At 59.2% G+C, this 24,901-nt stretch carries 25 protein-coding genes and 1 other RNA gene; 14 read left to right on the top strand and 12 right to left on the bottom strand.

Annotated features, from left to right (window positions below; translation table 11 throughout):
* Positions 1 to 372 precede the first annotated feature (372 nt).
* The 7 genes from ACYVIA_RS06920 to ACYVIA_RS06890 all read left to right on the top strand — a co-directional run bounded on the left by ACYVIA_RS06920 (position 373) and on the right by ACYVIA_RS06890 (position 6,380).
* Entirely contained in the window at positions 373 to 1,392 is a 1,020-nt protein-coding gene (locus ACYVIA_RS06920) for a peptidoglycan-binding domain-containing protein (RefSeq protein WP_460839724.1), read from the top strand.
* Positions 1,393 to 1,509: 117 nt separating this feature from the next.
* Entirely contained in the window at positions 1,510 to 3,432 is a 1,923-nt protein-coding gene (locus ACYVIA_RS06915) for a hypothetical protein (protein ID WP_460839232.1), read from the top strand.
* 31 nt (positions 3,433 to 3,463) lie between these two features.
* A complete protein-coding gene (locus ACYVIA_RS06910; RefSeq protein WP_175224022.1) occupies positions 3,464 to 4,108 on the top strand; it encodes a hypothetical protein in 645 nt (214 codons plus the stop codon).
* Positions 4,109 to 4,117: 9 nt separating this feature from the next.
* Positions 4,118 to 4,606, top strand: a complete 489-nt coding sequence (locus tag ACYVIA_RS06905) for a hypothetical protein (RefSeq protein WP_460839229.1) — start codon at positions 4,118 to 4,120, stop codon at positions 4,604 to 4,606.
* A gap of 17 nt (positions 4,607 to 4,623) precedes the next feature.
* On the top strand, positions 4,624 to 5,622 hold the full coding sequence (locus ACYVIA_RS06900; protein ID WP_460839228.1) for a hypothetical protein: 999 nt from the start codon (positions 4,624 to 4,626) through the stop codon (positions 5,620 to 5,622).
* Positions 5,607 to 6,074, top strand: a complete 468-nt coding sequence (locus ACYVIA_RS06895; RefSeq protein ID WP_460839226.1) for an RDD family protein — start codon at positions 5,607 to 5,609, stop codon at positions 6,072 to 6,074. Before ACYVIA_RS06900 ends, ACYVIA_RS06895 begins: the two co-directional genes overlap by 16 nt.
* Positions 6,075 to 6,092: 18 nt before the next feature.
* On the top strand, positions 6,093 to 6,380 hold the full coding sequence (locus tag ACYVIA_RS06890; RefSeq protein ID WP_447203139.1) for a hypothetical protein: 288 nt from the start codon (positions 6,093 to 6,095) through the stop codon (positions 6,378 to 6,380).
* Positions 6,381 to 6,527: 147 nt separating this feature from the next.
* Here the strand turns inward: ACYVIA_RS06890 and ACYVIA_RS06885 are convergent, their stop codons facing one another.
* From ACYVIA_RS06885 to ACYVIA_RS06875, 3 genes are all read right to left on the bottom strand, one after another.
* Positions 6,528 to 6,989, bottom strand: a complete 462-nt coding sequence (locus tag ACYVIA_RS06885; protein WP_460839722.1) for a hypothetical protein — start codon at positions 6,987 to 6,989, stop codon at positions 6,528 to 6,530.
* A gap of 97 nt (positions 6,990 to 7,086) precedes the next feature.
* Positions 7,087 to 7,401, bottom strand: coding sequence for a hypothetical protein (locus tag ACYVIA_RS06880; RefSeq protein ID WP_460839224.1), 315 nt, complete (start codon positions 7,399 to 7,401; stop codon positions 7,087 to 7,089).
* A 5-nt stretch (positions 7,402 to 7,406) separates the two neighbouring features.
* Complete coding sequence (locus tag ACYVIA_RS06875; RefSeq protein ID WP_460839222.1) at positions 7,407 to 7,838, bottom strand: hypothetical protein; 432 nt, start codon at positions 7,836 to 7,838, stop codon at positions 7,407 to 7,409.
* Between the two features lie 137 nt (positions 7,839 to 7,975).
* Here ACYVIA_RS06875 and ACYVIA_RS06870 point away from each other — a divergent pair, with 137 nt between their 5' ends.
* From ACYVIA_RS06870 to ACYVIA_RS06850, 5 genes are all read left to right on the top strand, one after another.
* Complete coding sequence (locus ACYVIA_RS06870) at positions 7,976 to 8,194, top strand: hypothetical protein (protein WP_460839220.1); 219 nt, start codon at positions 7,976 to 7,978, stop codon at positions 8,192 to 8,194.
* Positions 8,191 to 8,697, top strand: coding sequence for a DUF2924 domain-containing protein (locus ACYVIA_RS06865; RefSeq protein ID WP_460839219.1), 507 nt, complete (start codon positions 8,191 to 8,193; stop codon positions 8,695 to 8,697). Before ACYVIA_RS06870 ends, ACYVIA_RS06865 begins: the two co-directional genes overlap by 4 nt.
* The gene (locus tag ACYVIA_RS06860) at positions 8,694 to 10,049 is read left to right on the top strand and encodes a recombinase family protein (RefSeq protein ID WP_460839217.1); all 1,356 of its coding nucleotides are present in this window, start codon (positions 8,694 to 8,696) and stop codon (positions 10,047 to 10,049) included. Before ACYVIA_RS06865 ends, ACYVIA_RS06860 begins: the two co-directional genes overlap by 4 nt.
* Complete coding sequence (locus tag ACYVIA_RS06855) at positions 10,046 to 10,576, top strand: LacI family transcriptional regulator (protein WP_460839216.1); 531 nt, start codon at positions 10,046 to 10,048, stop codon at positions 10,574 to 10,576. Before ACYVIA_RS06860 ends, ACYVIA_RS06855 begins: the two co-directional genes overlap by 4 nt.
* A gap of 70 nt (positions 10,577 to 10,646) precedes the next feature.
* Positions 10,647 to 11,741, top strand: coding sequence for a hypothetical protein (locus ACYVIA_RS06850; protein WP_460839214.1), 1,095 nt, complete (start codon positions 10,647 to 10,649; stop codon positions 11,739 to 11,741).
* Between the two features lie 324 nt (positions 11,742 to 12,065).
* On the opposite strand, the gene ssrA is transcribed toward ACYVIA_RS06850, so the two are convergent.
* Positions 12,066 to 12,442, bottom strand: a transfer-messenger RNA (tmRNA) gene (gene ssrA / locus ACYVIA_RS06845).
* Positions 12,443 to 12,873: 431 nt separating this feature from the next.
* On the opposite strand from ssrA, the gene ACYVIA_RS06840 reads away from it, so the two are divergent.
* Both ACYVIA_RS06840 and ACYVIA_RS06835 read left to right on the top strand, forming a co-directional pair.
* On the top strand, positions 12,874 to 14,328 hold the full coding sequence (locus ACYVIA_RS06840) for a hypothetical protein (protein WP_460839212.1): 1,455 nt from the start codon (positions 12,874 to 12,876) through the stop codon (positions 14,326 to 14,328).
* 140 nt (positions 14,329 to 14,468) lie between these two features.
* The gene (locus ACYVIA_RS06835; RefSeq protein ID WP_460839210.1) at positions 14,469 to 15,134 is read left to right on the top strand and encodes a hypothetical protein; all 666 of its coding nucleotides are present in this window, start codon (positions 14,469 to 14,471) and stop codon (positions 15,132 to 15,134) included.
* A 231-nt stretch (positions 15,135 to 15,365) separates the two neighbouring features.
* Here the strand turns inward: ACYVIA_RS06835 and ACYVIA_RS06830 are convergent, their stop codons facing one another.
* The 8 genes from ACYVIA_RS06830 to ACYVIA_RS06795 all read right to left on the bottom strand — a co-directional run bounded on the left by ACYVIA_RS06830 (position 15,366) and on the right by ACYVIA_RS06795 (position 24,817).
* Positions 15,366 to 16,178: a type 2 periplasmic-binding domain-containing protein gene (locus ACYVIA_RS06830; protein WP_460839208.1), complete on the bottom strand. Its 813-nt coding sequence runs from the start codon at positions 16,176 to 16,178 to the stop codon at positions 15,366 to 15,368.
* Between the two features lie 15 nt (positions 16,179 to 16,193).
* Positions 16,194 to 16,967, bottom strand: coding sequence for an ABC transporter permease (locus ACYVIA_RS06825; RefSeq protein ID WP_460839207.1), 774 nt, complete (start codon positions 16,965 to 16,967; stop codon positions 16,194 to 16,196).
* A gap of 110 nt (positions 16,968 to 17,077) precedes the next feature.
* A complete protein-coding gene (locus tag ACYVIA_RS06820) occupies positions 17,078 to 18,073 on the bottom strand; it encodes an ABC transporter substrate-binding protein (protein ID WP_460839205.1) in 996 nt (331 codons plus the stop codon).
* Positions 18,070 to 18,843 carry an ABC transporter ATP-binding protein gene (locus ACYVIA_RS06815; RefSeq protein ID WP_460839203.1) on the bottom strand — a complete coding sequence of 258 codons (774 nt, stop codon included), beginning with the start codon at positions 18,841 to 18,843 and terminating at the stop codon, positions 18,070 to 18,072. The genes ACYVIA_RS06820 and ACYVIA_RS06815 overlap by 4 nt, the downstream gene beginning before the upstream one ends.
* A gap of 326 nt (positions 18,844 to 19,169) precedes the next feature.
* Positions 19,170 to 20,333 carry an MFS transporter gene (locus tag ACYVIA_RS06810; RefSeq protein WP_460839201.1) on the bottom strand — a complete coding sequence of 388 codons (1,164 nt, stop codon included), beginning with the start codon at positions 20,331 to 20,333 and terminating at the stop codon, positions 19,170 to 19,172.
* A 282-nt stretch (positions 20,334 to 20,615) separates the two neighbouring features.
* A complete protein-coding gene (locus ACYVIA_RS06805; protein ID WP_460839200.1) occupies positions 20,616 to 21,839 on the bottom strand; it encodes a patatin-like phospholipase family protein in 1,224 nt (407 codons plus the stop codon).
* Positions 21,840 to 22,194: 355 nt separating this feature from the next.
* The gene (locus ACYVIA_RS06800) at positions 22,195 to 23,751 is read right to left on the bottom strand and encodes a fatty acyl-CoA reductase (protein WP_460839199.1); all 1,557 of its coding nucleotides are present in this window, start codon (positions 23,749 to 23,751) and stop codon (positions 22,195 to 22,197) included.
* Between the two features lie 58 nt (positions 23,752 to 23,809).
* The gene (locus tag ACYVIA_RS06795) at positions 23,810 to 24,817 is read right to left on the bottom strand and encodes a DUF2156 domain-containing protein (RefSeq protein WP_460839197.1); all 1,008 of its coding nucleotides are present in this window, start codon (positions 24,815 to 24,817) and stop codon (positions 23,810 to 23,812) included.
* Positions 24,818 to 24,901: the final 84 nt, after the last annotated feature.

The following is a 24,901-nucleotide window of genomic DNA, read 5'->3' as shown; positions in this document are numbered from 1 at the left end:
ACGGAATCCGCCGGCGCTACGACATCCACCGGACGCTCAGCCTCGGCGGCTGCTCAACCGCAACCGCAGCAGCCGACTCAGCGTCAGACGTATCAAGAGCCTCCGCAACCGTCGTCTGGCTCGTCTGGGGGCAAGTGGATACTGGGCATAGCTGCCGTCGTTGGCCTGCTTTGGCTCATCGGCCAGTCCAACAAGCCCACCAGTTCATCGGCTCCAGCTTACTCACCGCCCGCGCAGAGTGCAGCGCCAAGCTATTCGCCGCCTGCTCAACCGCAAGCCCCTTCCGTGCCACAAGAGTCAAAGCCGCCAGTCGGCCAGGACTTGGTATTTTCAACGGCTCAGATTCGGTATTGCCTGGCGGAAGACATCCGCATGGAGGGCGCGAAGGCCGCCCTCAACAACTACAGCGACTCCGATGTCGATCGGTTCAACGCCATGGTGGCTGACTACAACAGCCGCTGCGGCAGTTTTCGCTACAGAAGCGGCGCACTGGAGAGCGCGCGCCGAGATGTTGAGCCGTACCGTAGCCAACTTCAGGCAGAAGGCAGGAGCCGATTCGCTCGCAGTCCATCCACGGGCTCCCTTTCGGCACCAGCACCAGCGCGTCCTGCTGCGGATGAGACACTACGGGCCGTTCAGCAGAAACTCAATGAGCTTGGCTACAACGCCGGCCCCGCCGATGGGCTGATGGGAAGGGGCACTCGTGCCGCCATCATCGCTTTTCAGCAAGACAGAGGTTTGGCCGCCACGGGTGCCGCAGATCAAGCGTTGCTTCTCCAGCTTCAGCAAGCTCCTAGCCGCTCGTCACGCCCACAGCCAGAGAGCCGTCCAGCCACCACATCTGTGCAGTTGTCAGCTGCAGAATCTGCATCGCTAGAAGCGGCATGCTCGACTGACAAATATGTGAATGGGCCGGCTGCTTATCGTGCATGTGTTGAAAGGCAGAAGGCAGCCTTGGCCGCGGGTGTAAGACGACCGAATTTAAGCGCCCTGTCCTCCGCCGAGCAGCAATCTATTGAGGCGGCATGTTCTACAGACAAGTACGTCAACGGACCTGCTGCTTATAACGAGTGCCTAGCAAATCAACTCGCAGCAATGTCCGGTCAGGGATCTAGGCGTCCTGATTTGTCCCGACTCTCATCCTCTGAGAGGCAATCGATTGAAGCTGCGTGCTCAACGGATAAGTACGTCAACGGACCAGCGGCTTACAACAGATGCCTCAACAATCAACTCGTAGCGCTGGAACGACAGGGTGGGCGACCAGATTTGTCAAGACTTTCAACTACGGAGAGAAATTCAATCGAGGCCGCTTGCTCTACAGATAAGTATGTCAATGGTCCGGCCGCGTACAACCGCTGTCTGTCTCAACAGTTGGCAAGACTACGTAATTAGCGGACGGGCACGGTCATGGGCATGGCAATTTGTTTTAAGTGTGGTTCAGAGAAGTCAGGCGCATTACTTGCCTGCGCTGCATGCGGAACCACTCCTCGATCAAACGGCGAGCTGGCCTTGTCGCTCGTACTTACTGATCACCTCTCATCGAAAACGCAGCTGGCACATTACAGCCACGAGCTTCGCAATCATTTGAAGCTTTCCGTGCCATCTGATGCATTGACTCAGGCGCAAGAAGCCTTGAAGGACCCGCAGCTCATGGCGATGCTCGGCGCTCAACCGGCATCAAGCGCCTCGGCGACGCCAGTGCCAACAGCGGCGCCCTCCCGCCCAACCGCTGTGCCTCCTGTGCAACCGGCCAGGAATACCCCATCTCCGCGAGCCCGAGCTCAACGCACACTGAAGACAACCGCGCTCCATCAGACGCCCTTCGCGATTCTCGGTGTGACCACTCGCGACGACCGCAGGCGAATCGTTGAGTTGGCAGAAGAGAAGTCTCTGGAGCTGGACCACGATGTCTGCCAGAAGGCACGCTCTGATCTAACGAATCCACGCACCAGGTTGAGCGCGGAGATCGCATGGCTTCCTGGCGTTTCTCCGCGAAAGGCATCCCAGCTCGTTGAAGGTCTGCTCCATGATCCTATGGCGGTCAGGGAGGAATCTGGCCTGCCAACGCTTGCGCACTTGAACTTGCTCGCCGCCGCCTTCGAGGCGGTGGATGGCGAACACGATGCGGAAGACCTGGCCAGTTTCATTCAGGAGGTTGCTTACCTCGTGGATGAGATCGATCCCGAAGATGTCCTGCGCGACATCAATGAAGACCGTGCCGTCTCCGGCTTCCCGGAGGTCCGGGCACTCGACCAAATCGAAGCCGAACTGGCGGAACGTAAACGGTACTTCCGCAGCGCCATCAAGGACGCCCTCGACAGGCTGCCACCGACGACGCTCGTCCAGGTGATGACGGACACGGTGGAGGGGGTTACGTTGGGTGGTGAGGATCACGCGCCCGAACTGATCGATGACCTCGTCGACAGCTACGAAGTGGAAACCCAGGGCTTTCTTCAGAAGGAAGCAGAGAACGTCCACAAGCTGATCAAAGCTGCCCGTGAGTCGGCGAAATCGGGTGAAGCCGCCGTCAAGCCGTATGTGGACAAGCTCGATGCCGTGGCACGCAATTGGGACAAGGTCGCCCAGCCTATCCAGCTGAGCGCCAAAGCGCGCGGCATCGATCATGAAGCAAGCCGTGACTTGGCCTATGAGATACGTAGCCTCGCCATCGACCTGTTCAACACGCATGACATGTTGACGCAGTCCCAACGGCTGACTGGTCTGCTTCAAGAGCTGTTTGCCGAGCTACCTGAAGTATCTGAACGCGTTGAGCAGGATGCGGATGCGCTTGCCGATATCTTCCATGAGCGGAAGCAGGCGGTAGCACGCAGAGACGAATGGGCGCGTGAGATCACCTACCGCGCTGAAATTGGTGTGATGTTCAAGGACACCCTGAGCATTTCACCCGATGGCATCTCATGGAAGGGACAGAGTTTTTCTTTGGACTCGATCACCCGAGTTCGCTGGGGTGGTGTGCGCCACTCCGTCAACGGCGTGCCGACGGGGACGACCTACACCATTGCCTTCGGAGACAAACGCTCCGAGGCGGTTGTCGAGCTAAAGAAAGAGGACATCTACAGCAAGTTCATCGACAAGCTCTGGCGAGCCGTGTGCGTTCGCCTGCTGGGTGAGATGCTGGAAGCGCTGAAGGATGGGCGGGACCTGTACTTCGGCGACGCACTCCTTCACGACGATGGCATCACCTTGGTGAAGCACAAATTTCTGGGTGCCAATGAAAGGGTGCGGTGCACGTGGGGGCAGGTGCAGATATGGAATGCTGATGGATCGTTCTGCGTCGGGTCCAAGGACGACAAGAAAACCAATGTCGGCATTTCCTACATTCACGTCGCAAACACGCACATCCTGGAGCAGCTCATTCGCATGGCTTTCAAGAAGCCCGGGCTGCGGCGACTGAGCGAATTGCTGCAATGACGTAATCCATTCGACTTTGGGGGCAGCTTATATGGGATTTTTATCAAACCTCTTCGGTGGCAACAAAGAAGACAAGGCGTTACGTGAGGCGCTTGCGCACATCCATCGCATCCTGGATGACGAAAAGTTCCAGTTGGAGCTCGTTCATCCAATGATGAAGGCGATGCTGGAATCTGCACCTGCCTACGACAAGGACCCGAACGGCTCTGGGCCATTTGGCTTTACTGAGACGAACCCGATCCCGGTTAACGGGCCGATCGGTCAACTGGCATATCTATCCAGACTCGAAACGCAGTCGGGGCAGCGCATCCTTTTTCATCGCCTCGGGGCCATCGATAAAGTGGACGTGTTCGAGGCCGTGACATTCGACGGAAGCGGATGGTTCATCTTTTTCGTTGACCTCTACCATCCACGGCGCTCGCGCCTGACCCCAGACGGCTTCCGATTCACGAAGGATGTCGCGCAGTTCTCCGGCTTCCACAAGTTCTGCGAGAACTTCCCATACGATTTCGTCGAGAAGAAGGCGTCTGAGCGGGAGTCTGGCTTGAGCATGGCGTACATCGCCATCAGCAAGGTGTCCGACCAAATCCAGAATCGTGTTTTCAACAGGCCATTGGCCCACAAGGCCAAGCTCGACCTCGTGAAAAGCCGCTTGTCGAGCTTCCAGACCCAATAGGCGATGGTAATGAAGATGACCCTGCTGGCCACGCTTGCCGCATTGATGACCCTTCAGGCCGGGCCAGTTCTGGCTGAAAACTATGAGGTGAGCCTGACCCGCAAGGGCAGCAACGTTTACAAGATCGACGGCAAAGACATCATCATCCAGACGCGCTACTGCTACGTCTATGCCTACTCTGAGGAGGCCATTTTCAAGGCGTCCGGCTACGGCGGAGAGCTAATCTTCTTCGACAGCAAGGACAAGTGCGATGTGAAGGCGGTTTTTGGTCTGTCGAAGCAGAAGCCTGGTAAGTACGTGGTGACGGTCAGTCGTGAAGATGATGATTGGTACGAGGTCCTCGGAACAAATTCGTACATCAAGACATCGACCTGTCTCTCCCTTGCGCTTGGCGAAGAAGCCTACCTGACAATTTCGGCTTCCGGTTTCGGACAACTTCGTTTCGAAGACGGCGACGACTGTATGGTCGAAGGCGTCTATACAAAGCTGCGGCTTTAAAGAGGACATGAAGAGCCGTGGCTGCTGACGACAAACAAAATGGAAACGCCAAAGGCTTCTCAGGCCTTTCGACACTCGTATCGGATGTCGACGAAGGCAGTCCAGCCGGCAAGCCCACGCCGCAAGTAACTCCGCCGCCCAGCCCCGCTCCGGTTCCCGAATCGCCGCCCAGACAGGCCGAGGAAGCCCCGCCTGCCTCGACTGTTCCACCGCCGTCCAAATCAAAGAGCGACGGCTCATCAGACGTGGCCACCGGTAAATGGATGGTCGGTATCGGCTTGGGCATCGGGCTTCTGCTCATTGTCTTCGTCCACTCGACCAAGAACGAGTCCACCCGCTCGGCGTCGGCACCTGTTGCTCAAGCCCCCGTCACTGTGGCCCCCTCCTATTCACCGCCAACTGTCGCGCCAGTCACGCAAAGTCGGCAGGCTGCCCTGGAGACAGTTATCCAGCAACGCGCGGCTGCGGAGTCGGTGAACGTGCTTGGTCAGCAGGTCCTGTTCTCGAATCCAAGTGGCTATTGCACTCCGGGTGAGTCGGCGCGCGAAGTCGAGCTCATGGACTTGGCAAAGCGTTCCCTCGCAGAAGGTTCGCGCCTCGTGCATGCAGCAGTCCTTTGTTCCGAGCTGGAGGACTACAGGATGGGGCGAAGGGAAATGCTGGATCACTGGCTGCAAATCCAACTTATCGGCCCGAAGGGGAATTTCCAGCGAATCGAGATGCCGCGAGAGGCATTCCTTTCCGGCCTTTCCAAGTCGACGCCTCGGGTGAATTCCGCCGAGCTCAATCGACGGCTGAAAGCGTCGTTCGAGAATAGCGACGTCGCGCTAACAGACATGAAGTTCGATCCGATTGGGCGGGACGGGAACGCGGTCTATTTTTCCATGCGGATGAACATGAGCGTCGGGGAAAGCAGCCGCCCAGTTTCGGGAATCAGCGCAATCACGCTCCTGAACTCCCTACCGCTCTCGATCAATGTTTATGAAGGAACCGGTTTCTGTTGTTGCTTCTGTTGATATTCGCGTTGAGCGCAACGATGCCAGAACAGGCGGCGGGCTTCGCCAAGGCAATAGAGAATCCCATCATTGCCGGTGTCGTGCTGTATCTGGTGTGGGTGCCTGCGGAATCAGTGTTTCTCTCGTTGTTCGGAACGACGCCAGCGAAATGGCTGTTCGGCATCAAGATTGCAAATCCAGCTGGCAACTTGCTGACATTTTCTGAGGCGCTGAATCGCTCATTTCTGGTCTTCGTTCAGGGCGTGGGCTTTGGCATTCCATTCGTTGCACTTTTCACTCAACTGTTCGCGTATCGGCGACTCACAAAAACGGGCACGACGTTGTGGGACACATCTGCCGGTGCAGTGGTGCTCCACAAAAAATGGGGGGTGGTTCGTGCGCTTGTGTGTACTGCCGCCGTCTTTGCCGTGCTGATTTTGATGAGCGCATTGAACGCCGCCGGAAATCGATAACCACACTAGGAGAAGCCAATGGCTTACGAAGATCCGAACGCACCATCATCTGCGCCGGCGCCCACAACGACGCCAGCGGCTACGCCAGCAGCAGCCACGCCCGAGAAGAAGTCTGGTTCATGGGACTGGCTTTGGCCGTCCATTCTGGCCGTTATCATCGTCAAGCTGTTTGGCCTTGTCGGCGGGCTGGTTGCCTTTGGCAGCTATTACTGGCTGAAACCAAAGCTCGGAACATGGGGGGCTGTCGCCGCTTCCGCTGTCATTGGCGTTGTTGTCGCAATTGGCCTCTTGGCGATGATCCGCTGATAGCTACTGGCTCGACTATGAGAGGAGGAGCATCACTTCCGCCTCGCGACGGGCTACGAGCAGCGTCTGCAGCCGCCCCGTGCGGAGGTTGAACGCGAGAACGGATATGGCTGCGAGCCGCCCGCCTCGCTCGATAGCCCGCACTGCTCATTGTTTTGCAGGTATCGCCCCCCTAATCCACTCCTGCAACGCCCTCAGTTGCTCGGCGTTCTCGTGGCAGGTTTGGTAGTTGGCAGCAACGGTTCCGGCGACGGCAGAGAGCGCAATGCCTGTGGCGGCCGCATCAGCGTCTCGGGCGGGCTCTGGCAGCTCACCGGCGGCGGCAGCGTCGTGCAGGCGCACAAAGCCACTGTTGATAGTGCAAGCAGCATCGGCTTGAACGGGCACATAGACGGGAACCTCCTTGATGATGGTGTCGCCCTTCTCAAGGACGACGCGGACGCGGTCGACGTACTCGGTGACGACCTTGACGGTGGCTTGCGCCTGCCGCTCGCGGACGGCGGCGACCTGCAGGGTTTGTTGGCGGATGGCGGCATCCCATTGCGCTTGAACGTGGCTCGCACCCTTGAGCCAGCCGAAGCCGACAGGGGCATGGGTTTCAGCGTCCAGAGCTGTGACGTCTTGCCGATGCCACTCTTGCCGACGAGCACGCCCTTCACGCCACGGCGCTCGGCCAGGCGCTGGTCTGCAGTAATGATGGGGAGGCTCATGTGCCGGCCTCCTCGGTGCTGATGTTGGCGAACGCATCAGCGACGGTGGTCACGCCGAGTGCGCCGCGCTTGCGGGCCATTTCGTACAGGTCGCGCAGACCGCTCAGGCGGCGATGGATCAGACGGGATTCCGACTCCATACCCTGGATCGCGAAGGCCAGGTCATCGATGGTGGCGTCTTCGAGGCAACGCACGATTTCGTCGGGGCGATTGCCGTCCAGTGCCGGAATGCGGATGTTGTCCGGCAGATCCCGGAGATACATTTCCGGCCGCTTGCGCAGCAGTTCGAGCAGCGTAGGTTTGGTTTTCATGGCGATTACTCCTGAAGCAGAGCGAGACGAAAGCCCGGCTTGCCGGTCTTGAGGGTGCGTGCCGGAGCGAAGGCGCTCTTGATCGACTCGGGCCACGCGTTGAACTTGGTTTCCGAGATCCGGTAGCTGATCTCCACGTACTCGGACGGGTCGTCACCGTTGGCGGCGATGCGCTGGGTGATCTCGGAGAGCCGCTTCTGGTCCCAGTCGACCTTCTTGGGTAGATCGGCGGTGATGCGGACGTGCCCGTCGTCGAAATGGACGACGCCGGTGGCTATGACATCACCGGCGCTGATGTGCTCGATGCTTATTCGGCGCTCACACAGGCGGCGGTGAACGCAGGTGTTCCAGTCCAGCGGATCAACGAGCAGATCCGAGACATGATCGCCAGCACCCAGCCTGGCAATTCGTTGATGAAGACCATCCTCATTCGTCATCTGGCGAACTAAAAGGGACCTGCTTTTCGCAGAAACCCGCATCGGTTCGCACGACTCCGAAACTCCCTCATGGTGTCGGCGGCAGTCCATCCGGACAATTTCACTGCATGTGAGTTTGACCGAGAGGACCGCCACCGATGCATCAAATCAACCATTTACCACCGGAGCGGATGACGCCGGAACAGCGTCGCCACGAGATCGCGTCGTTGCTGGCCAACGGCCTGGCACGCCTGCGTATCACCGGCACAGAACAGTCCGCAACCAGGGCAGAAGCGAGCGAGTTTGAGCTTGGCTTCTCTGGCAACCAGCGCGTTCATTCAGACCCCGTCAACAAGACAACTACGGAGTCGAAATGAGCACGCAAACACCATCATTTTCCACGCCGCCATCAGTGGCGGCGCAGATCGCCAGGCTGCCCGAAATGCCGATGGCAGAGATCCGGGTGCTTTGGCAGAAGCTGGTCGGCGGCGACACGCCCACCCACAACCGTCAGTTCCTCGAACGCCGGATTGCCTACCGTCTGCAGGAGCTGGAGTTCCGCAAGGTCGACGCCAACCTGCTGGATCGCAATCAGCGCCGCATCGAATCTCTGGTCGAAACCGGCAAGGTGAAAAAGCGCGACCGCGATTACCGTCCGGCCGCCGGCACGGTGCTGGTCCGCGAATACAAAGGCGTCGAGTACCGCGTGATCGCGACCGCCGACGGTCAGTATGACTTCCAGGGACGCATGTACCCGAGTCTCTCAATGATCGCCCGCGAAATCACCGGCATGCGCTGGTCGGGACCGCTGTTCTTTGGACTCAAGCCGCCATCCAATGCCAAGACCAAGCCCACCACCAAGAAGAGAGGTGGGCGATGAGCGAAGTCTTGAAGCGCCGCATGCGCTGCGCGGTCTACACGCGCAAATCCACCGACGAAGGACTGGACCAGGAATACAACTCGATCGATGCGCAGCGCGATGCCGGTCATGCCTACATTGCCAGCCAGCGCGTCGAAGGCTGGATACCGGTCGCCGACGATTACGACGATCCCGCATTTTCCGGCGGCAACATGGAACGCCCGGCGCTCCAGCGCATGATGGCGGACATCGAAGCCGGCAAGATCGACGTGGTCGTCATCTACAAGATCGACCGCCTGACGCGCAGCCTGGCGGACTTCTCCAAGATGGTAGAAGTGTTCGAGCGCTATGGCGTGTCGTTCGTGTCGGTCACTCAGCAGTTCAATACGACGACCTCCATGGGGCGGCTGATGCTGAACATCCTGCTGTCCTTCGCCCAGTTCGAGCGGGAGGTCACTGGTGAGCGCATCCGCGACAAGATCGCCGCCAGCAAGCGCAAGGGTATGTGGATGGGTGGCGTGCCGCCTCTGGGCTACGACGTCGAGAACCGACGGTTGGTGCCCAACGAGCGCGAGGCCAAACTGATCCGGCACATCTTCCAGCGATTCGTCGAACTCGGTTCCAGCACCGCACTGGTCAAGGAGCTGAAACTGGATGGCGTGACGTCGAAGGCGTGGACCACGCAAGACGGCAAGACCCGCGATGGCAGGCCGATCGACAAGGGCCACATCTACAAGCTCCTCAGCAACCGGACCTACCTTGGCGAGTTGCGGCACAAGGACCAGTGGTACCAGGCCGAACACCCGCCGATCGTTAGCCGCGAACTGTGGGACAGCGTCCACGCGATCCTGGCCACCAATGGCCGGGTGCGAGGCAACGCGACTCGGGCAACCGTGGCCTATCTGCTGAAGGGCATCGTGTTCGGTAACGACGGGCGCGCGCTGTCGCCATGGCACACCACCAAAAAGAATGGCCGGCGCTACCGTTACTACGTGCCCCAGCGCGACGCCAAGGAACACGCGGGCGCCTCGGGACTGCCGCGACTGCCGGCCGCAGAACTCGAATCGGCGGTACTCGATCAACTGCGTGCGATCCTACGTGCCCCGAATCTGCTCGGGGACATGCTGCCGCAAGCGATCAAGCTCGACCCAACGCTGGACGAGGCCAAGATCACCGTGGCCATGACCCGGCTCGACGCGATTTGGGATCAACTGTTCCCGGCGGAGCAGACACGGATCGTGAAATTGCTGGTCGAGAAGGTGATCGTGTCGCCCAATGACCTCGAGGTGCGACTGCGCGCCAACGGCATCGAACGCCTGGTGCTGGAACTGCGTCCCGAGCCGGTCGCGCAAACTGAGGAGGCCCTGGCATGAGCGACATCCGCATCCAGAAAACCGGCGAGCCGGACATCGTCGAGGCAAGTGATGGTCGGCTGACCCTGTCCGTGCCGATCCAGATCAAACGCCGCAGTGGTCGCAAACTGGTCACCTTGCCGAATGGCAAAACCGCCCCGGTCAGACCGTGGGACGTGGCGCCGACCTCCATTCAACTGGCGCTGGCCAGGGGGCACCGCTGGCTGGCCATGCTGGAATCGGGGGAAGCGAAGTCCTTGAAGGAGATCGCCACGCGAGAAGGAATCGACAACAGCTACGTCAGCCGCATGGTCAACCTGACGACGCTGGCGCCCGACATCGTGGCGGCCATCCTGGACGACGCACTGCCTAATCACATCACGTTGTTCGATCTGGCGGTTGATCCGCCGGCGCTGTGGGATGAGCAGCGGGCCAAGCTCATGTGGACCGAGCGGGGGCACAGGGGTAAAATTGCCCCAGGTGCCCACCTTACTTGCACACGAGTAAAAAAAGGCGTTGCCTCACTGTCACTGAAAACCTCTCTTTGAGCCTCGTCGTCGGGGACTTAAACGTGTGCGCCTGACCCGAAATCGGCGTGGCATTGAGGAAAGGTTTGTCATGACAATCAAAGAACTCGCGTATTCCGCGCAGCAGCACCTTCAGGCCAGCACTGGTGGCTCATTCAAGCGAGCCCACGTCTACGAGCTGTTGGCAGCTTCCTTCGGCTTCAACTCTCACGCCGCGTTTGGCGTTGACACCGTGCTCACTGAACTTCGCCAGAACGACCGGCGGATGGTCCCGCAAAGTGCGCTCATCAAGCGGCGTTGCATCGAGCTTGGGTATCAACCTGACACCGTGATTCTGGCGTCGTCGGCGTTGGAATCTTTCCTGGCAGTGCGCCAGATCGGTGTCGCCAGCATCTCGTCATTGGTCAGTCGCCTGAGAGGGGAGTCGTCCAGCCAAGACGAAGAGCTCGAATACGACGAGGATGAGCTATTCGACCCTACCGACGAGGCGTTCGGACCGATCCTTCTAGATGGATTGGCTGCGGCGGCTAGTAAGGGCAATGCCCTGGCTCACTACGCGCTGGCGCTGATACACGCCCCTGACGATGAAGACGACCCTGACGCTGGAAGCTCCTATTGGTACTCTCAGGGGCAGCAGGGCCGTGTCCTGACGGGGGTGGAAAAGGAGTGGGCCGAAGCCCACGAGGCTCGTCTCGCTCAAGCCGAGAAGTACTCGCGGCACCTGAGGGAGGCCAGTCGACTGGGGAATCAGGATGCACTTCTCGACTTGGCGGATCAGTTTGACGATCCGTCCTTCTTCGAGCAGCCGCGCCACGGCGTCGATGCTGACCCAGCAGCGATTGCGGCGATCGCAGAACGCATGGGCCGCACTTCAGACGCCAAGCATTGGCTGACGCTGGCTGCCGAGAGGGGAGATACGGACGCCATGCTCCAGCTCATTGAGGAACACGATCAGGGTGACCTACAGCGATGCTGGACGTGGGTGTATCTCTCGCAGTTGGTCGGAACGGATCTGACTCGGGACGCGCACTACGCCATCAACGAGGACGGTTCGGACTACGACGATGACGTCGGCGGTCCAGCCTACGTCGCAGGTCGTGACGGGGTAGATCTTGAACCGCTTGCTCCGGCGCAAGACGCCGCTGCCAGGCTCGCTGCGCAGAAACTGTTTGAACAGATCGAATAGAGCGCACGGTAAGACTGTTGGCTTTGCGCTAGGGACGTTTGCCCACTCCGGTAGCCAATGCTGCAATCCAACCGCTTGATTCGTCCGCGCGTAACCCTTTGATCTGTATCGGCCTGCGTTGCGGCCTTTGCGGACTTCGGGCCAGTTCCAGGGAGCGAGGTCGGAGCGAGGAATGGCCAGGAGAGAGTGGAATATGGCCCGGAACGGGCTGGAAGGCTGACTGGTGCAGTCCGCAGGCTTCCGCAGGAACCCCAAAGAACACGCGGGAACCGGCGCGATCAGGCAAGAAAAAACCCCAACCGAGAACGGTTGGGGTTTCAATATTGGTGGAGACGGCGGGAATCGAACCCGCGTCCAGGAATCCTCTACAGGCAGCTCTACATACTTAGTGCAGCCGATTGATTTGACCCTGCCGACGCGGACGCACGCGCTTCGTCAAGGCGAGTCACCTATTGTTTAACGCCATGCCAAGCGACCCGGCACAACGCGATTCCCTGTGCATGACTCCACTGCTGTTGCCAGCCCGCCCCAGGGAAGAGACGGTGTGGAGCTAAGAAGTTATTAAGTTCCTAGTGGATTACGCTGCGAGAGCGTAAGTTTCATCGTTTGCATTTAAGCATGTCCGGTTGGATTAACGAGGTGACCAGCCCTCGGTATGCCCTGCTCTGCTTTGCAACCCCTGTCGAAACCAAGTCGTCCCCATATGTAACAGCAGTACTTCTTTCCGTTACGAGCTGTAGATGGGTACTGTCCGTGCGACTTCAAGGACGTTCTGAAAGTCTTTTTCTCCCGCCTTCATGCCGGAGGCCTTGCTGTGACGAGGTGCGAGATGTCAGACGGAAGCCGACGTCCTTTCTTCATCCTTTGCTGGCCATGTTGCATTTTGACAGCCAATGTCATTCGTTCAATGCAACGGTTGAGGAATTTTATTTCCAGCCATCAACGTTTTTGATAATCTGTAACAAGCTGTAACTTTACAGGTTCTTTTGTTACACCTTGTAAAGTCAGGTTAATCAAGAGTGAAAGCCACAATTGGCAGGAGCCAATCGAGCGGGGACTTGAAAGAAGCCCTCCGCTATCTCTGATTGTCGTCCGTGAGAGAGATGGAAAAAGAATAAAACGGGTTAGTACGATGAAGAACACCGATTCCACATTCCGGACGCGCTTCTTTTCGCTGTGGGTGTCCTTGCTCTGCGTTTTCGCTACCGGCTGTGCGACCAAGTACACGGTTGATGATGGAAGCCCGGTCGACGAAGAGCTGCTGGCGTCGATTCGCCTCTACGGGAAGGCGGAGCAAGCGGTACGCCCCAATATTGTCAAATCAGCCAAGCTCAACGACGAAGACTGCGACAAGCAGTGGGAGCTACCGTTTGTCGTCGCAAGTTCGGATGACTTGCCGCGCGAGGAGCGGATTGCATGGGTGCGCGGCCTGCAAGTCGACGAGCGCCTTTCCATCATCGCCGCCACGCCCGAATCCGGCCTCAAGCCCGGTGACAAGATCACCGAAATCGACGGGGATGACGATGACCCCGTTGAAATGTTCGAAGAACTGATGGAGCTGCGTGATGATGGCGACGAGTTCACCTTGACGCTGTCGGACTGGCGAAAGGTCAAGATCACGCCAATAGAAGTGTGCCGCGGGCACGTCGAGATCACCAAGCCCAAGCAGGAGAACGCGCAGGATTACCACTGGTTGAAGTCGACCCATGCCATGTCGATCTTCAATCATGATCTGACCGCGGATGAAGCGCTGTGGGTCGTGCTGTGGACGCAAGGTCTGTCCGAAGAGGCCGGTGCCCGCATGAAAACCTACCATTACGGCATGAAGGCGTTTAAGACAACGCTGACGGTCGCCAGCATTGCCAGCGGTGTCGGTGCGGCGGCGAATGCTGCATCAAGTGCCGCCGCCCAATATGCGGCATCCGAAGCCGGAAAGGCGGCAGCCCAGGCCGCGGGCAAGGAGCTGGCCAAGTATGCGGCGGAGCAGATGGCCGATGCTGCGAGGAAGAAGGCAGTCGAAACCGCAGCAAAGGAGATCGCCAAGGCGACTGCGCAGGAGATCGCTGTAGGCGCGCTTCGAACGGCGGCAATTTTCAAGTCGTCCTTGAGCGGTATTTCATGGGTCGCGGGGACCGGATTCTATATGGCCGACAAATGGGCCTTCGACCGCATGGCCAAGCTTGGCGCCGATCCTCTTGCCGCATACAGCTTGCACTTCAAGCTGGCGTCCAGTTTGCAAGGCGAGAACGCATTTGTGTTTGATGAAGAGCGCCTGGCTGCCATGACGAAGTTGGCCGACGAGGCCGGCATCGGCGAGAAGGCCAAACTGGCTCTGGCAGGCAAGGACCCTTACGGCGCGCAAGTGGCGACAGGTGCCGTTGACACTTCATTCGCCCTGGAGGTGCGGCCGCTCGACGACATGCCGCAGCCGGCAGTGGCGTCGGCCGAAGTAACAGATGACGCGACCACGGCTGCGAGTCCGCCAGAGGAGCCGGCAAGTGCGGCGCCAGTGGCCGTCGCAGTCGCTGATGCGACCCCTTCCAGCACATCTCGGGAACCCGAAAAGGAGCTTGCCGAGAAGCCGTAAATCTCTCCCACTTTGTCTCGCTATCGTGCCGAGACAAGCCTATGCAACTGCAGGACCGGGGCTTCCGTCTCCGGTTCGATGCTGAATGATTTTGTTGTTCCCTTTGTTTTACTTTCTCACTTTAAAAAATGAAAAAACCTTTGCACACACTCGCCGTTCTTGGCGCTCTGGTTGCCTCGGCCTCAGTACAAGCCCAGACGGTTGGTCTTTCCGCCGATCTCGGTTCGACCGGACTTGGCTTGCATGTGATTGTCCCGGTCATGAAGGACACGCTCAATGCGCGCGTCGGCTTCAATACCTTCAGCTATTCCTATGACGAAGACACCGAGGATGCCAGCTACGATGCGAAGCTGAAGCTGCGTACGTTCAACGCCTTGCTGGACCTGTATCCGACCTCCACCCAATTCCGCCTCACCGGCGGACTTGTCTATAACGGTAACAAGATCACGGCAAACGCCAAGCCGACTGCGGGCGGAAGCTATACATTCAACGGACAGACATATAACACCTCCGACGTTGGGGAAGTGGACGGCACCATCGATTTCAGGAACCTTGCGCCATATGTCGGCATCGGCTGGGGCAACGCCGTGGCGAAAGACAAGGGATTGGGTTTCACGGCGGATATGGGCGTGATGTTCCAAGGCTCGCCGGATGTCAATCTGCGCAGCCGCAATTGCACAGTAAACACAGATACCTGCACGGATCTTGCCGCCGACCTGGCCGTCGAGAGCGCAGACCTGCGTGACAAGGCGAAGGACTTTCGTTACTACCCGGTGATCCGCGTCGGGCTGACTTACAAGTTCTAAGAGCCTGTTTGAAAACTGTAGCGAGCGGTCCGAGTTTGGTCTGAGAAGCGCAGTCGTACGTGAGGTACGACGAGCATCGCAAGGCTCGGCGCCCCCGGCCAAAATCGGACTGCGCAGTAAGTTTTCAAACAGGCTCTAAGGAAGGTCCGCAACGCATGAGGCGGCATGCCAGCAATGGCTGCCGCCTTTTTTCTGCCTGATTCAGTCAGGATGAAAGCGTTCTAGCAGGCCCTAATGACAGTCCGGCACTGTCTGATCGAGATAGACCTCGAAGGCGATGTTGCGCACGGACTTCTTGACCAGTTGGTCGACATGGCCCTGCGCAGTCCACTCATCGGTAACCTGCTTCAGGAAGGCCGCACTCTTTTTGTCGCCAGCCGGCACGACGAACGCCAGCTCGCTACGCGGGCCGACGGGAAGCGATGCCGAGAATTTTTTCCATTCCGGCAGCTTGATCAGTTCTTCCAGCATCACATTGGGATGCACGGTCGCATCGCACTCGCCGACGCGCACCGCAATCAAGGCGTCCGCCGGAGCGCGGTACAGCTTCTCTACGGCGCCATACTTCGCTGCCAGCGTACCGACGTACTGGCCGCCTTCCGACACGCAGACTTTGCGGCCTTTCAGTTGTTCCCATGACTTGATGGTCGTGTCGCTGCGCATGATCGCCATCGGACCAGCCGCGTAGCCGACAGGGATCACGGCAGCATTGCGACGAAGCGGATCGTTTTTCCCGATCATCGCCAGCGCGACATCGGCTTTTCCGGAGCGCAGCAGTTGCAGCTGCTTGCCGGGCTCGGCACGGACGGTTGCAAGCGATATCTGCATGCGCCGGGTGACGCTTTCGAGCAGCGCCGTGTCAACCGTCTCCGGCGTACGGAATTTCATGCCCGCCTTGTACTCCGGCACGACGTAATGCACGCTCGCCACCAGCTTGCGGTTCTGTTTTGCGCGCTCCATGCCGTCAGCAGCAACAGCATGCGTGCACAAGCTTGCTGCAGCCGCCAAGGCGGCCGGCATGAAGTGCAATCGGAGGGAGGGCATCGCATTCATGGTTGGTTAGACGTATTGATAGCGTAGCACGCGGTGCTTGAGCCGCTCCAGCAGCAACTGGTCGATCACCGGTGCCAGGATGGCAATGGCAAGAATGCTGGTCATCACGCCGACCATGTCGGCGGTTTCACCAGCGTAGGACAACGAACGGCCGAGGCCCTTGCCGAAGCCGACCAGCATCTCCGCCGAAATCAGCGCACGCCAGGCGTTGCCGAAAGCAAGCTGCGCGCCGGTAATGAGTTCCGGCATGACGGCCGGCAGGTACACGCGCTTGACCATGTCCCAGCGCGACGCACCCATCACGCGGGCGGCGGAGACATGCACATGCTGCACGCTTTCGGTCGCGTTCATCACCGACAGCGCAGCGGGGAAGAAGGCGGCAATCGCGACCACGACGATGATCGGCAGGCTGCCGAAACCCATCAGGATCAGCAGCAGCGGCACCCAGGCGATCGACGGGATCGATTGCAGGATGATGATCGCGGACTTCAGCACTTCGCGGAAGAAGAACAGGATCGCGCCGATCAGGCCGAATCCGATGCCGAGCAACATCGCGGACCCGTAACCGGCGCCGAGGCGACCGAGGCTGCCCCACAGCGCGGCGCGGAAGTTCTCGGTCTGGATTTCTTCCCACAGGCGCACGACGACGGTGTGCACGTCCGGCATCAGGAAATCCGGCAGCGACCACGCGGCAAGTTGCCAGATGAAGAGAATGAAGGCGACCGCCAGCGCGAAGGCGAATCGTTTGCTGTTGCCGGTGAGGCGGGTTCTGGAGCTCATGCTTTTCTTAAATGCGATGGCCGGCGTAGGCCGGCCATGAGGTTTCTTCTCTATATCGCCCCTCTTCGGCAAACGGGAGAGGGGCCTCCCTGTTTAAACTGTTCAGGCTGTTACAGCTTGCGTTCCTTCTGCCAGCTCAGGTCCAGGATGCTCTTGACATCGAACGGCTTGCCGTCGCGGGTCTTGAGCGAGCCCTGCTCTTGCAGGATGTTCGCAATCTCCTGCATGCGGGCTTCTTCCTTCGCCGTCACGAGCGGGCTGAAGGTCTGGCTCTTGATGGCGTCCGTGATCACGGCTTCACGCGGCAGCTCGCCCTTCTTCAGCGTCTTCAGCGTCGGCTCCGAGATGAAGTAGCCGGCGATCAGCTTCGATGCATCGGCCGGCTTCTTCTGCAGCAGGTCGATCGCATCCTTCTGCGCATCCAGCGACTTCCAGACGGCGGCCTTGCGATTCTTCAGCGTTTCACCGGAAGTGATCACTACCATGCACGGGAAAGGCCACACTTCGCCGACTTCGTAAATCTGCTTGACCGGCGCGATCAGCTGCGCAATCGATGCCTGCGGCTCGAACAGGAAGGCCGCGTCCACGCGCTTGCCGACCAGCGACTGCACCGCCACCTGCGGGCTCACGCCCATGATGTTCAGGTCGTCCGGCTTCAGGCCAGCCTGCTTGAGCACCACGCCTTTCAATACCGTGTCGGCGGTGCTGCCTTCTGCCTGCGACGCCAGTGTCTTGCCCTTCAGGTCGGCGACTGTCTTGATGTTGGCATCGTCGCGCGCAACGATCGCATGATAACCGTGTTGGGCGCCGCCGACCACCTTCAGGTCCGCGCCTTTGGACGCCCATGCAACGGCGTTGGTGAAGCCGAGGACGCCGGAATCGAGCTGACCGCCGACAATGGCCTTGATCAGGTCGGTGCCTGACTTGAACTCGACCAGTTCAACGTCGAGGCCGTGCTTCTTGTAGTAGCCGGCTTCCTGCGCGACGATCGCCTGCGCATCGTCCATCACGCGCAGATAGCCGACCTTGAATTTCTCCTGCGCGGCCGCCTGGCCGGCGAGCGTGAATGCAGCGATGGCCGGGATGAGTAATTTCCAGAGTTTCATATTCCTGCTCCTTCGGATAATGCTACGTTTTCTTCGTGCTCGGCATGGATGCCGAGCAATCCTAAAATCTCGCGACGCACATGCGAAAAGTCGGACAGGTCATGCGTCTTTTCGTAATGCGCCAGGTTGAATTCCTTCAGTACCTTGGCCGGGCGCGGGCTGAAGACGAGGATGCGGTCGGCGAGGAACAGTGCCTCGTCCACATCGTGCGTGACCAGCAGCACGGTCGGACGCGCTTCGCGGATCAGGTCGCGCAGCGCATCCTGCAGCGTCATGCGCGTGAGGGCGTCGAGCGCGCCAAAGGGTTCGTCCAGCAGCAGCACCTTCGGCTGCGTGATGAAAGCGCGTGCGAGCGCTGCACGTTGCCGCATGCCGCCGGATACCTGATGCGGGTAGTAATCCTCAAATCCTTTCAGGTTGACCTTTTCCAGCCAATCAAAGGCTTGTTTGCGCGCCTGCTTCTTGTCGACCTTTTGCAGCTCGAGCGCCATCGCCACGTTCTGCGCCAGGGTCATCCATGGATACAGCGCGTTTTCCTGGAACATCAGCATGCGTTCCGGATGCGGTCCCGGCACCGGCTTGCCGCCGGCAAGGATTTCACCGGCGCTCGGCTTTTCCAGTCCGGCGGCAATGTGCAGCAACGTCGACTTGCCGCAACCGGACGGGCCTACGAGCGCAACCAGCTGGCCTTCTTCGATGTCGCGGCTGAAGTCGTCAATGACATGCAGGCCGGAAAAGCGCTTCGCAATATGTTTAAAAGACAGCTTCATTCAGATTTTTCCGCCATGGCGGGCTTAGGAAATATGTGGTGGTGTGGCGCTGGAGTCGTTATGGCGCCTGAAAGTAATGTAAATGAGTCGATTCATTACTTTTCTGTATATCGAACTCTAGTGGGAGAGCATGGCCGGTACAACAATTTTTCCGGACTATGCTTATATGGAATTCGAATAAGAGATGATGCGACGCAACGACTTATTGCATAAAGAGTAATAAACCGTTCGTGTCGAGGAAAGCGTTGTGTGAGTCAAGACAAGCGCAAGCTGTTGATCGCACCGCGGAAAAGCAGCGCGGCGTGGGCCCATGCAAGGACGCGTTTTCAGGCCGGCAGTTGAGCCGTGCGTCCCCTTTTCCACAACAGCTCTTTGCCGACCAGAAATTGCATTGCTGTTGCCGTTGCCAGCAAGCTAGAACCGACAAGCAGCAGGCCCAAGGGGGAAATGACATTGGCCAGCGACCAGAACAGGAACAGCGACGCCATCCGCAGCATCCACAACACCAGCTCCCGGGCGAAGATGCGGTCCGACACTTCTCCTTGGATGTCGAGAATGCGTTGGGTAAGCACCTGCTGACTGGCACCAAGGAAAGGAAGGCCGGCGGCCCGCAGCACCGAATAAGCGATAAACAGCGAAGGCACCCAAATGCTGGCACCCAGCAGTACATAGGCCAGGCTCACCACGAGACAGGCACCGCCGAGCCAGTGCGTGCGGTTGTGGACGTTGCGGCTCTTGCGGGTGACATAAAGCGCGGCGGCGCCTACCAATCCGGCCACCGTGGCAACCCAGCCGAAACTGCTGGCCGAGCCGAGCGCCTGGACGGCACCGGCCGACGCCATGGCCTGGCTGATGCCGAACAAGCCCGATTCCAGGAAGAAGATCGGCAGGCAGGCGAGGAACTGCGGCTGCTTCAGAATGGACAATGGATCCTTCAGCGACACCGGGGTGGTGTCCGGGATTGACCGGCCCAGCGCCACCGCGCCCAGCACGCACAGCGCTCCATACAGCCAAAATACATAATGGCTTTGTTCGCCATAGTTCGCCAGCAAAAGCGTGGCAAACAACGTCGCTGCAACGCTGCCAACGACCGCCAGCGTTCCGGTGCGCGCCGCGTAGCCGTCGCGCTCGGCATCGCTCAGCACGGACATTTCAAGGGAATGCCGCGCACCTGCCGTCATGCCGACAAACGCGCCGAACGCAATTGCCATCATTGCCACCGATCCTTCGCCGATGACCAACAGCAGGCCCGGCACCAGGAAACCGAGGCGCAGCAGCCGCCTCCCGTTCAAACCGAAACGCGGGCCGAACAGGTAGGTGAGAAAAATCGACACGAATGCCGCAGTCAGCATGCCCGCTGTGTAACGGAAGATGGCGTGCGGATTATCCGAACCGACAATGAAGAAACCGATAAAACCACCGAGACTGCCGACGGCGCCCTGCAAACCGATCAATGGGAGGAGCGCGCGCTGATGCGAAGAGGACTTCATGCGGGATGTTCGAAAAGGAATATGCCAGCCACGTGTGAACCGGGGGGAATCGTTGAAACCGGAGGCGGCGGATCGTCTGCCTGTTCAAACAACAAAACAGCAGCGCGGGCAAACAGACTGGCGGCCGGTTTGCGCTCAGACCTTTTCAAAGGAAAGATAGTTCCTTGCGGAAACGCATTGCCTGTTTGCCGAGACAAAGGTGCAAGACCGGCATGCCGGCCCCTCCCGAACTATTCGGAGAGCGCCGACTTGTGTGGAGAAAAAGACAAACGCAGGGACGGCTCAAATGGGCATGGCCAGTGCAACGCCTTGCGTCGTATGCGCACCCAGCAAGGACTTGGGAATGGTCGGCGCGTCCGCGTAGTGCGGATCGATGAACAGCCGCACAAGATTGGTATCGGACGACTTGCCGATCAGCGGCGCACCGCCGCCTTCGAGCTCACCCGCATACCAGGAGCGGGCCACATCCTGCCCGAGACCGTACAGATGATCCAGAAAGGGCATTGCCGTGTTGCTCTTGCTGGCGACACCCAGCCCCGCCATTTCCAGGTGTGGCGGAATGTAATGGATCAGGATCTTCTCCTTGCCGTGCAGTTTGCCGCCCAGCTGTTTGGCCACGGCGTTGGCAGGAACCTGGTCGAGCAGTTCGTTGATCTCGTGGATGCTTTTGACTTCGGCAATCAGCGACGCGTTGAACGTGATCTCGTTGATGCGGTCCACGATCTCCGACGCGGTATTGGGCGGCATCATGTCCGGGGCGACGACGATCGGGTTGACGCCAACGATCACCATGTCATTGGTCACGTCGCGATGGTGCGTGATCAGAGGCATCAGCGCCGGGTCAGCGACATAGCCGCCGTCCCAGTAATACTCGTCGTCGATCTGCACGGCGCGGTCCACCACCGGCAGGCACGCGGATGCGAGCAAGTGCGGGATATGGATTTCCTCCCTGGTAAAGATTTTTTGCTGGTTCGTACGCACCGTCGTCGCGCTCACATACAGCGCCGGCCCGATCTTGCTGCTGCGTAGCGCGTCGAAGTCAATGCAGTCGGCCAGCGCGAGCGCGACCGGGTTTTGTCGCGGACTGGCCCAGAACTGATAGGGCGACATGAACAGCGACAGCGTATTGAGCAGCAGCGGAATCGGCATGCCGTCAATGTTCCACGAACGGTGCAACGGATTGACGACGAAGCGGAAGGGGTTCCAGTACAGGTCGCCGAGCTTTGCTACCCGCTGCCAGAACTTGGCAAGCAGCTCCCGTGCTTGTGCGCGCCGCGACGCGTCGTCAAGCAGGCGGCCGCTTGCGTCGCGCTCGATGCTCAGGCCGTATGTCATGACAGCAGCGATCATTGCACCGCCGCTTGTGCCGCTCACCGCGACAATCTCGATGTCGTCCTTTTGCAGAAGCAAATCGACAACGCCCCATGCATAGGCGGTATGGGAGCCGCCGCCCTGCAGAGCCAGCATGATCTTCTTCTTGCCTTGCTTCCTGTTTCCTGTCGCCACGGTGAAATGCCTTTCCGATGGTCTCGGCGGCGCGTCAGGGAGTGCGCGCATGGCCAAGGACCAATGTAACGAACGTGTCAGGTGTGCGCAAATGGACCTGAACGCGCTCCGACTTTCATCAAGCTTGCATCACGTTCGCATGATCAACGCCGGAAATGAACGGCCGCGGCAACTACGCCGATGCGGAAAATGGAATATGGAAAAAGTCCGAACGAGAAGGCGAGATAACAGGCGGCGCCGACGGTGACCTCAGTCACGCAGCAATTGTGTCTTGGCAAGAACGCCGCCGAAGACGGCTTCCCCTTCCGCCTTCGTCCGATGCGTGCCTTATTCCGAGATTGCGGCGCCGCCTGCGCTAACTTGCCACTTCGGCTGCCGGTATGGCGCTGGTCTCGGTTCTTGCTTCAGCTGTGCTGATCTCAACCGGTTTCGCGTCCTTGCGGCGCAACGCATACTTGTTCAGACCTGCCATGTGGATACGACACAAGTACTCTTCCCAATTGATCAGGCGCGCATCGACCGGGAAAACATTGCCTTCTTCTGCACTGAAGCGCTGCGCCAGCGCAAGCAGGCGATTGTTGTGGAAGCGGTAGTTCGGCTGCGTGTAGAAGGAAAAGGTAATTGCCAGCAATTGTGTGGTCCGCAGCTTCTCGATGGCTTTTGTTTCCCCGGCCGTACCCAGCAAGCGGCGTATGGCACTCCATGCACTGACGCCGATCCGCGCGGCACCGAGAGCTAGCCGGAAGGTGCCATTGCCAACCACACGGAACTCATGTTTCGGTTCGGAGTAGAACAGGCGATCGTAGAGTTGCCAGTTGCGCTTCGACTCGCTCTGGATCAGCTTGATGACGTCACCCAGCTGGATCGGATTGCCAGAGCCCGTGCAGCACTGATAGACGCGGTGCTGGTTGGGATCCGACAGTGCCTCGGCAGTCGCGAGCAGGATACTGCTGGCCACGAGATCGGCAGGCACGATATCGATGATCTCGTCCGGCTTGGCCGGGAACAGGTTGGTCTTGCCCCGTGCATACGCGAGGATGATCGCATCGGCAACTTTCACGCCCTCGATCCATCCCGGTGCCGGTTCCTGCAACGTGCTTTCGATGATGGACGGGCGGACGATGGTGAGCGTGCGTCCGACCATGCCGCGCATCGCCAACTGCTCACCCATCCATTTGGTGAAGGTGTAGGTATCGTTCCATCCATAGCGATTGGACTCGGCAATGCCCAGCTCGGTGAGGCGTCGTTCCAGTATTTTCGGGTCGCGGATATTTGCCTTCAGCACGTCGATCTTTTGCTGCAGCCGCGCGATCAAGGGTTCCACATCGTAGTAGCCGTCGCGGTGGCGGGGAATCGCCGCACCAGCGGGATGCACGATCTGCTCGCGCATGTCGCCGCGGTTGTAGCCATTGACGTAGCAGGTCGACACCTGGATCAGCGGCGCGTTTGCCACGCGGGCCAGCGCCGTGAGTTGCTGCAGGCTGAGGGCATTGATCAGCAAAGCCTGGTCCAGCGGTTCGCGGAAGTTGACGCTGGCTGCCGCATTGATGACCACGTCGACACGACCAGCCAGATCGATGAACTGCCCGGTAGAAAGGCCGAAGCCTGCCTCGGTGACTTCACCGGTGACGCACTCGATTTTCTCCGCGAAGAATCGTTCGAGGAATTCGGGTTTTTCCGCGCGCAGCTTCTCGAAGACGGATGAGGTTGCGATTTCTCGCTCAAACCGCGCGCGGGCATCGGCGCCATTGCTGCTGCCGCGGATGAGCAGGATCAATCGGCCGACATCCGGTACGACGCGGACGATTTTCTCAAGTACTACCTTCGCCAGAAAACCCGTCGTGCCGGTCAGCAGAATTCGCTTGCCGGACAACGCGGTGCGGACGCTCAGATTGCGGGCCGGTTGTTTCATGCAGTTCCCTCCAGGTCGCGGCGCCGCATGCAGCGGCGTACCGCGGGTATTCTCAAGTTCAAATGATGCGGGTGAGACGGAACATCGCCGTCATTGCCAAACCAGGCAGGGCATTACGGTGGCAGCAGTAGGTCTTCTCGACCTTGCCCTGGAAGCGCGATTTCGCGAATTCCAGCCCCTTGAAGTTGTAAAGAAAGTCCATGCGCTCGCGGATGACGCCCATCGTGCGGCGCAACAGGCGCGACTCCTGCACCTCCACGTCCTTTGCCATCATCAGCGGTACCAGCCCGAGATCCACATAGTCCACGCCTTCCGCCTTGAACACATCGATCGCATGTGCCATCAGCGCATACCAGAGCCCTTGCTTGAAATTGGCGGAGGAGCGGGAAATGTTCGGCACATAGCTGACCAGTTTGCCGTTCGCGTAAATCGGGTCGAAGAACACGAAACCGACTGCCTCGCCATGGTGATAGGCATAGAAATAGCGCGTGCCTTCGCGGTAATCGATCAGCATCGGGCGGATCAGGAAGCGGATCTCCTGGTTCTTGCAGCGGCGGGTCTGGATCCATGCCTGCGAAATCTTCTTGGCCTCGGGGTCGTAGCCGGTTTCACGGATCTCGATGCCTTGGTTGCGGGCCTGGTTGATCGCGGTGCGGATGATCTGTTTTTTCGCGCCGCGCAGCGACCAGCTGGCGAGGTCGATTTTCGATTCGCTGCCGAACTGGGTGCCGTAGTAGCCATACCGATGGTGCAGGTGGTCGACGACGTCCTTGCCGACCTGGACGAAGACGGCGTTCGGATGCTTCGCAACGAAATGGTCCAGCATCAAGGCGCGGTGCTGCGGCGCGCACACCGGCTCCGACAGCACGAACTGCATGCCCCAGTGGCGGGCGTAGGCGATGTAGCCGATGCCCGGCATGTCGAAATAGGACATGTCCGGCTGCATCGTCGAGAACGACATCGAATGCGAGCCGAACTGTTTCAGGCAGGCGATCCGCCGTGCTCCATCCGTTGCGGCGATGCTGGTGGAAATCGGTCTGTCCAGCGTGAAAACTTGATCACTCAAAGCAACCTCCATGTGTGCCGTTAGGTGGAACTACTTGTCTGTCGGATGGTGTGGTGGGAGACGTACGTCAGGTATTGCTTGAAG

Source organism: Noviherbaspirillum agri (assembly GCF_054780595.1).
This window is presented reverse-complemented; position numbering and strand designations above follow the sequence as displayed.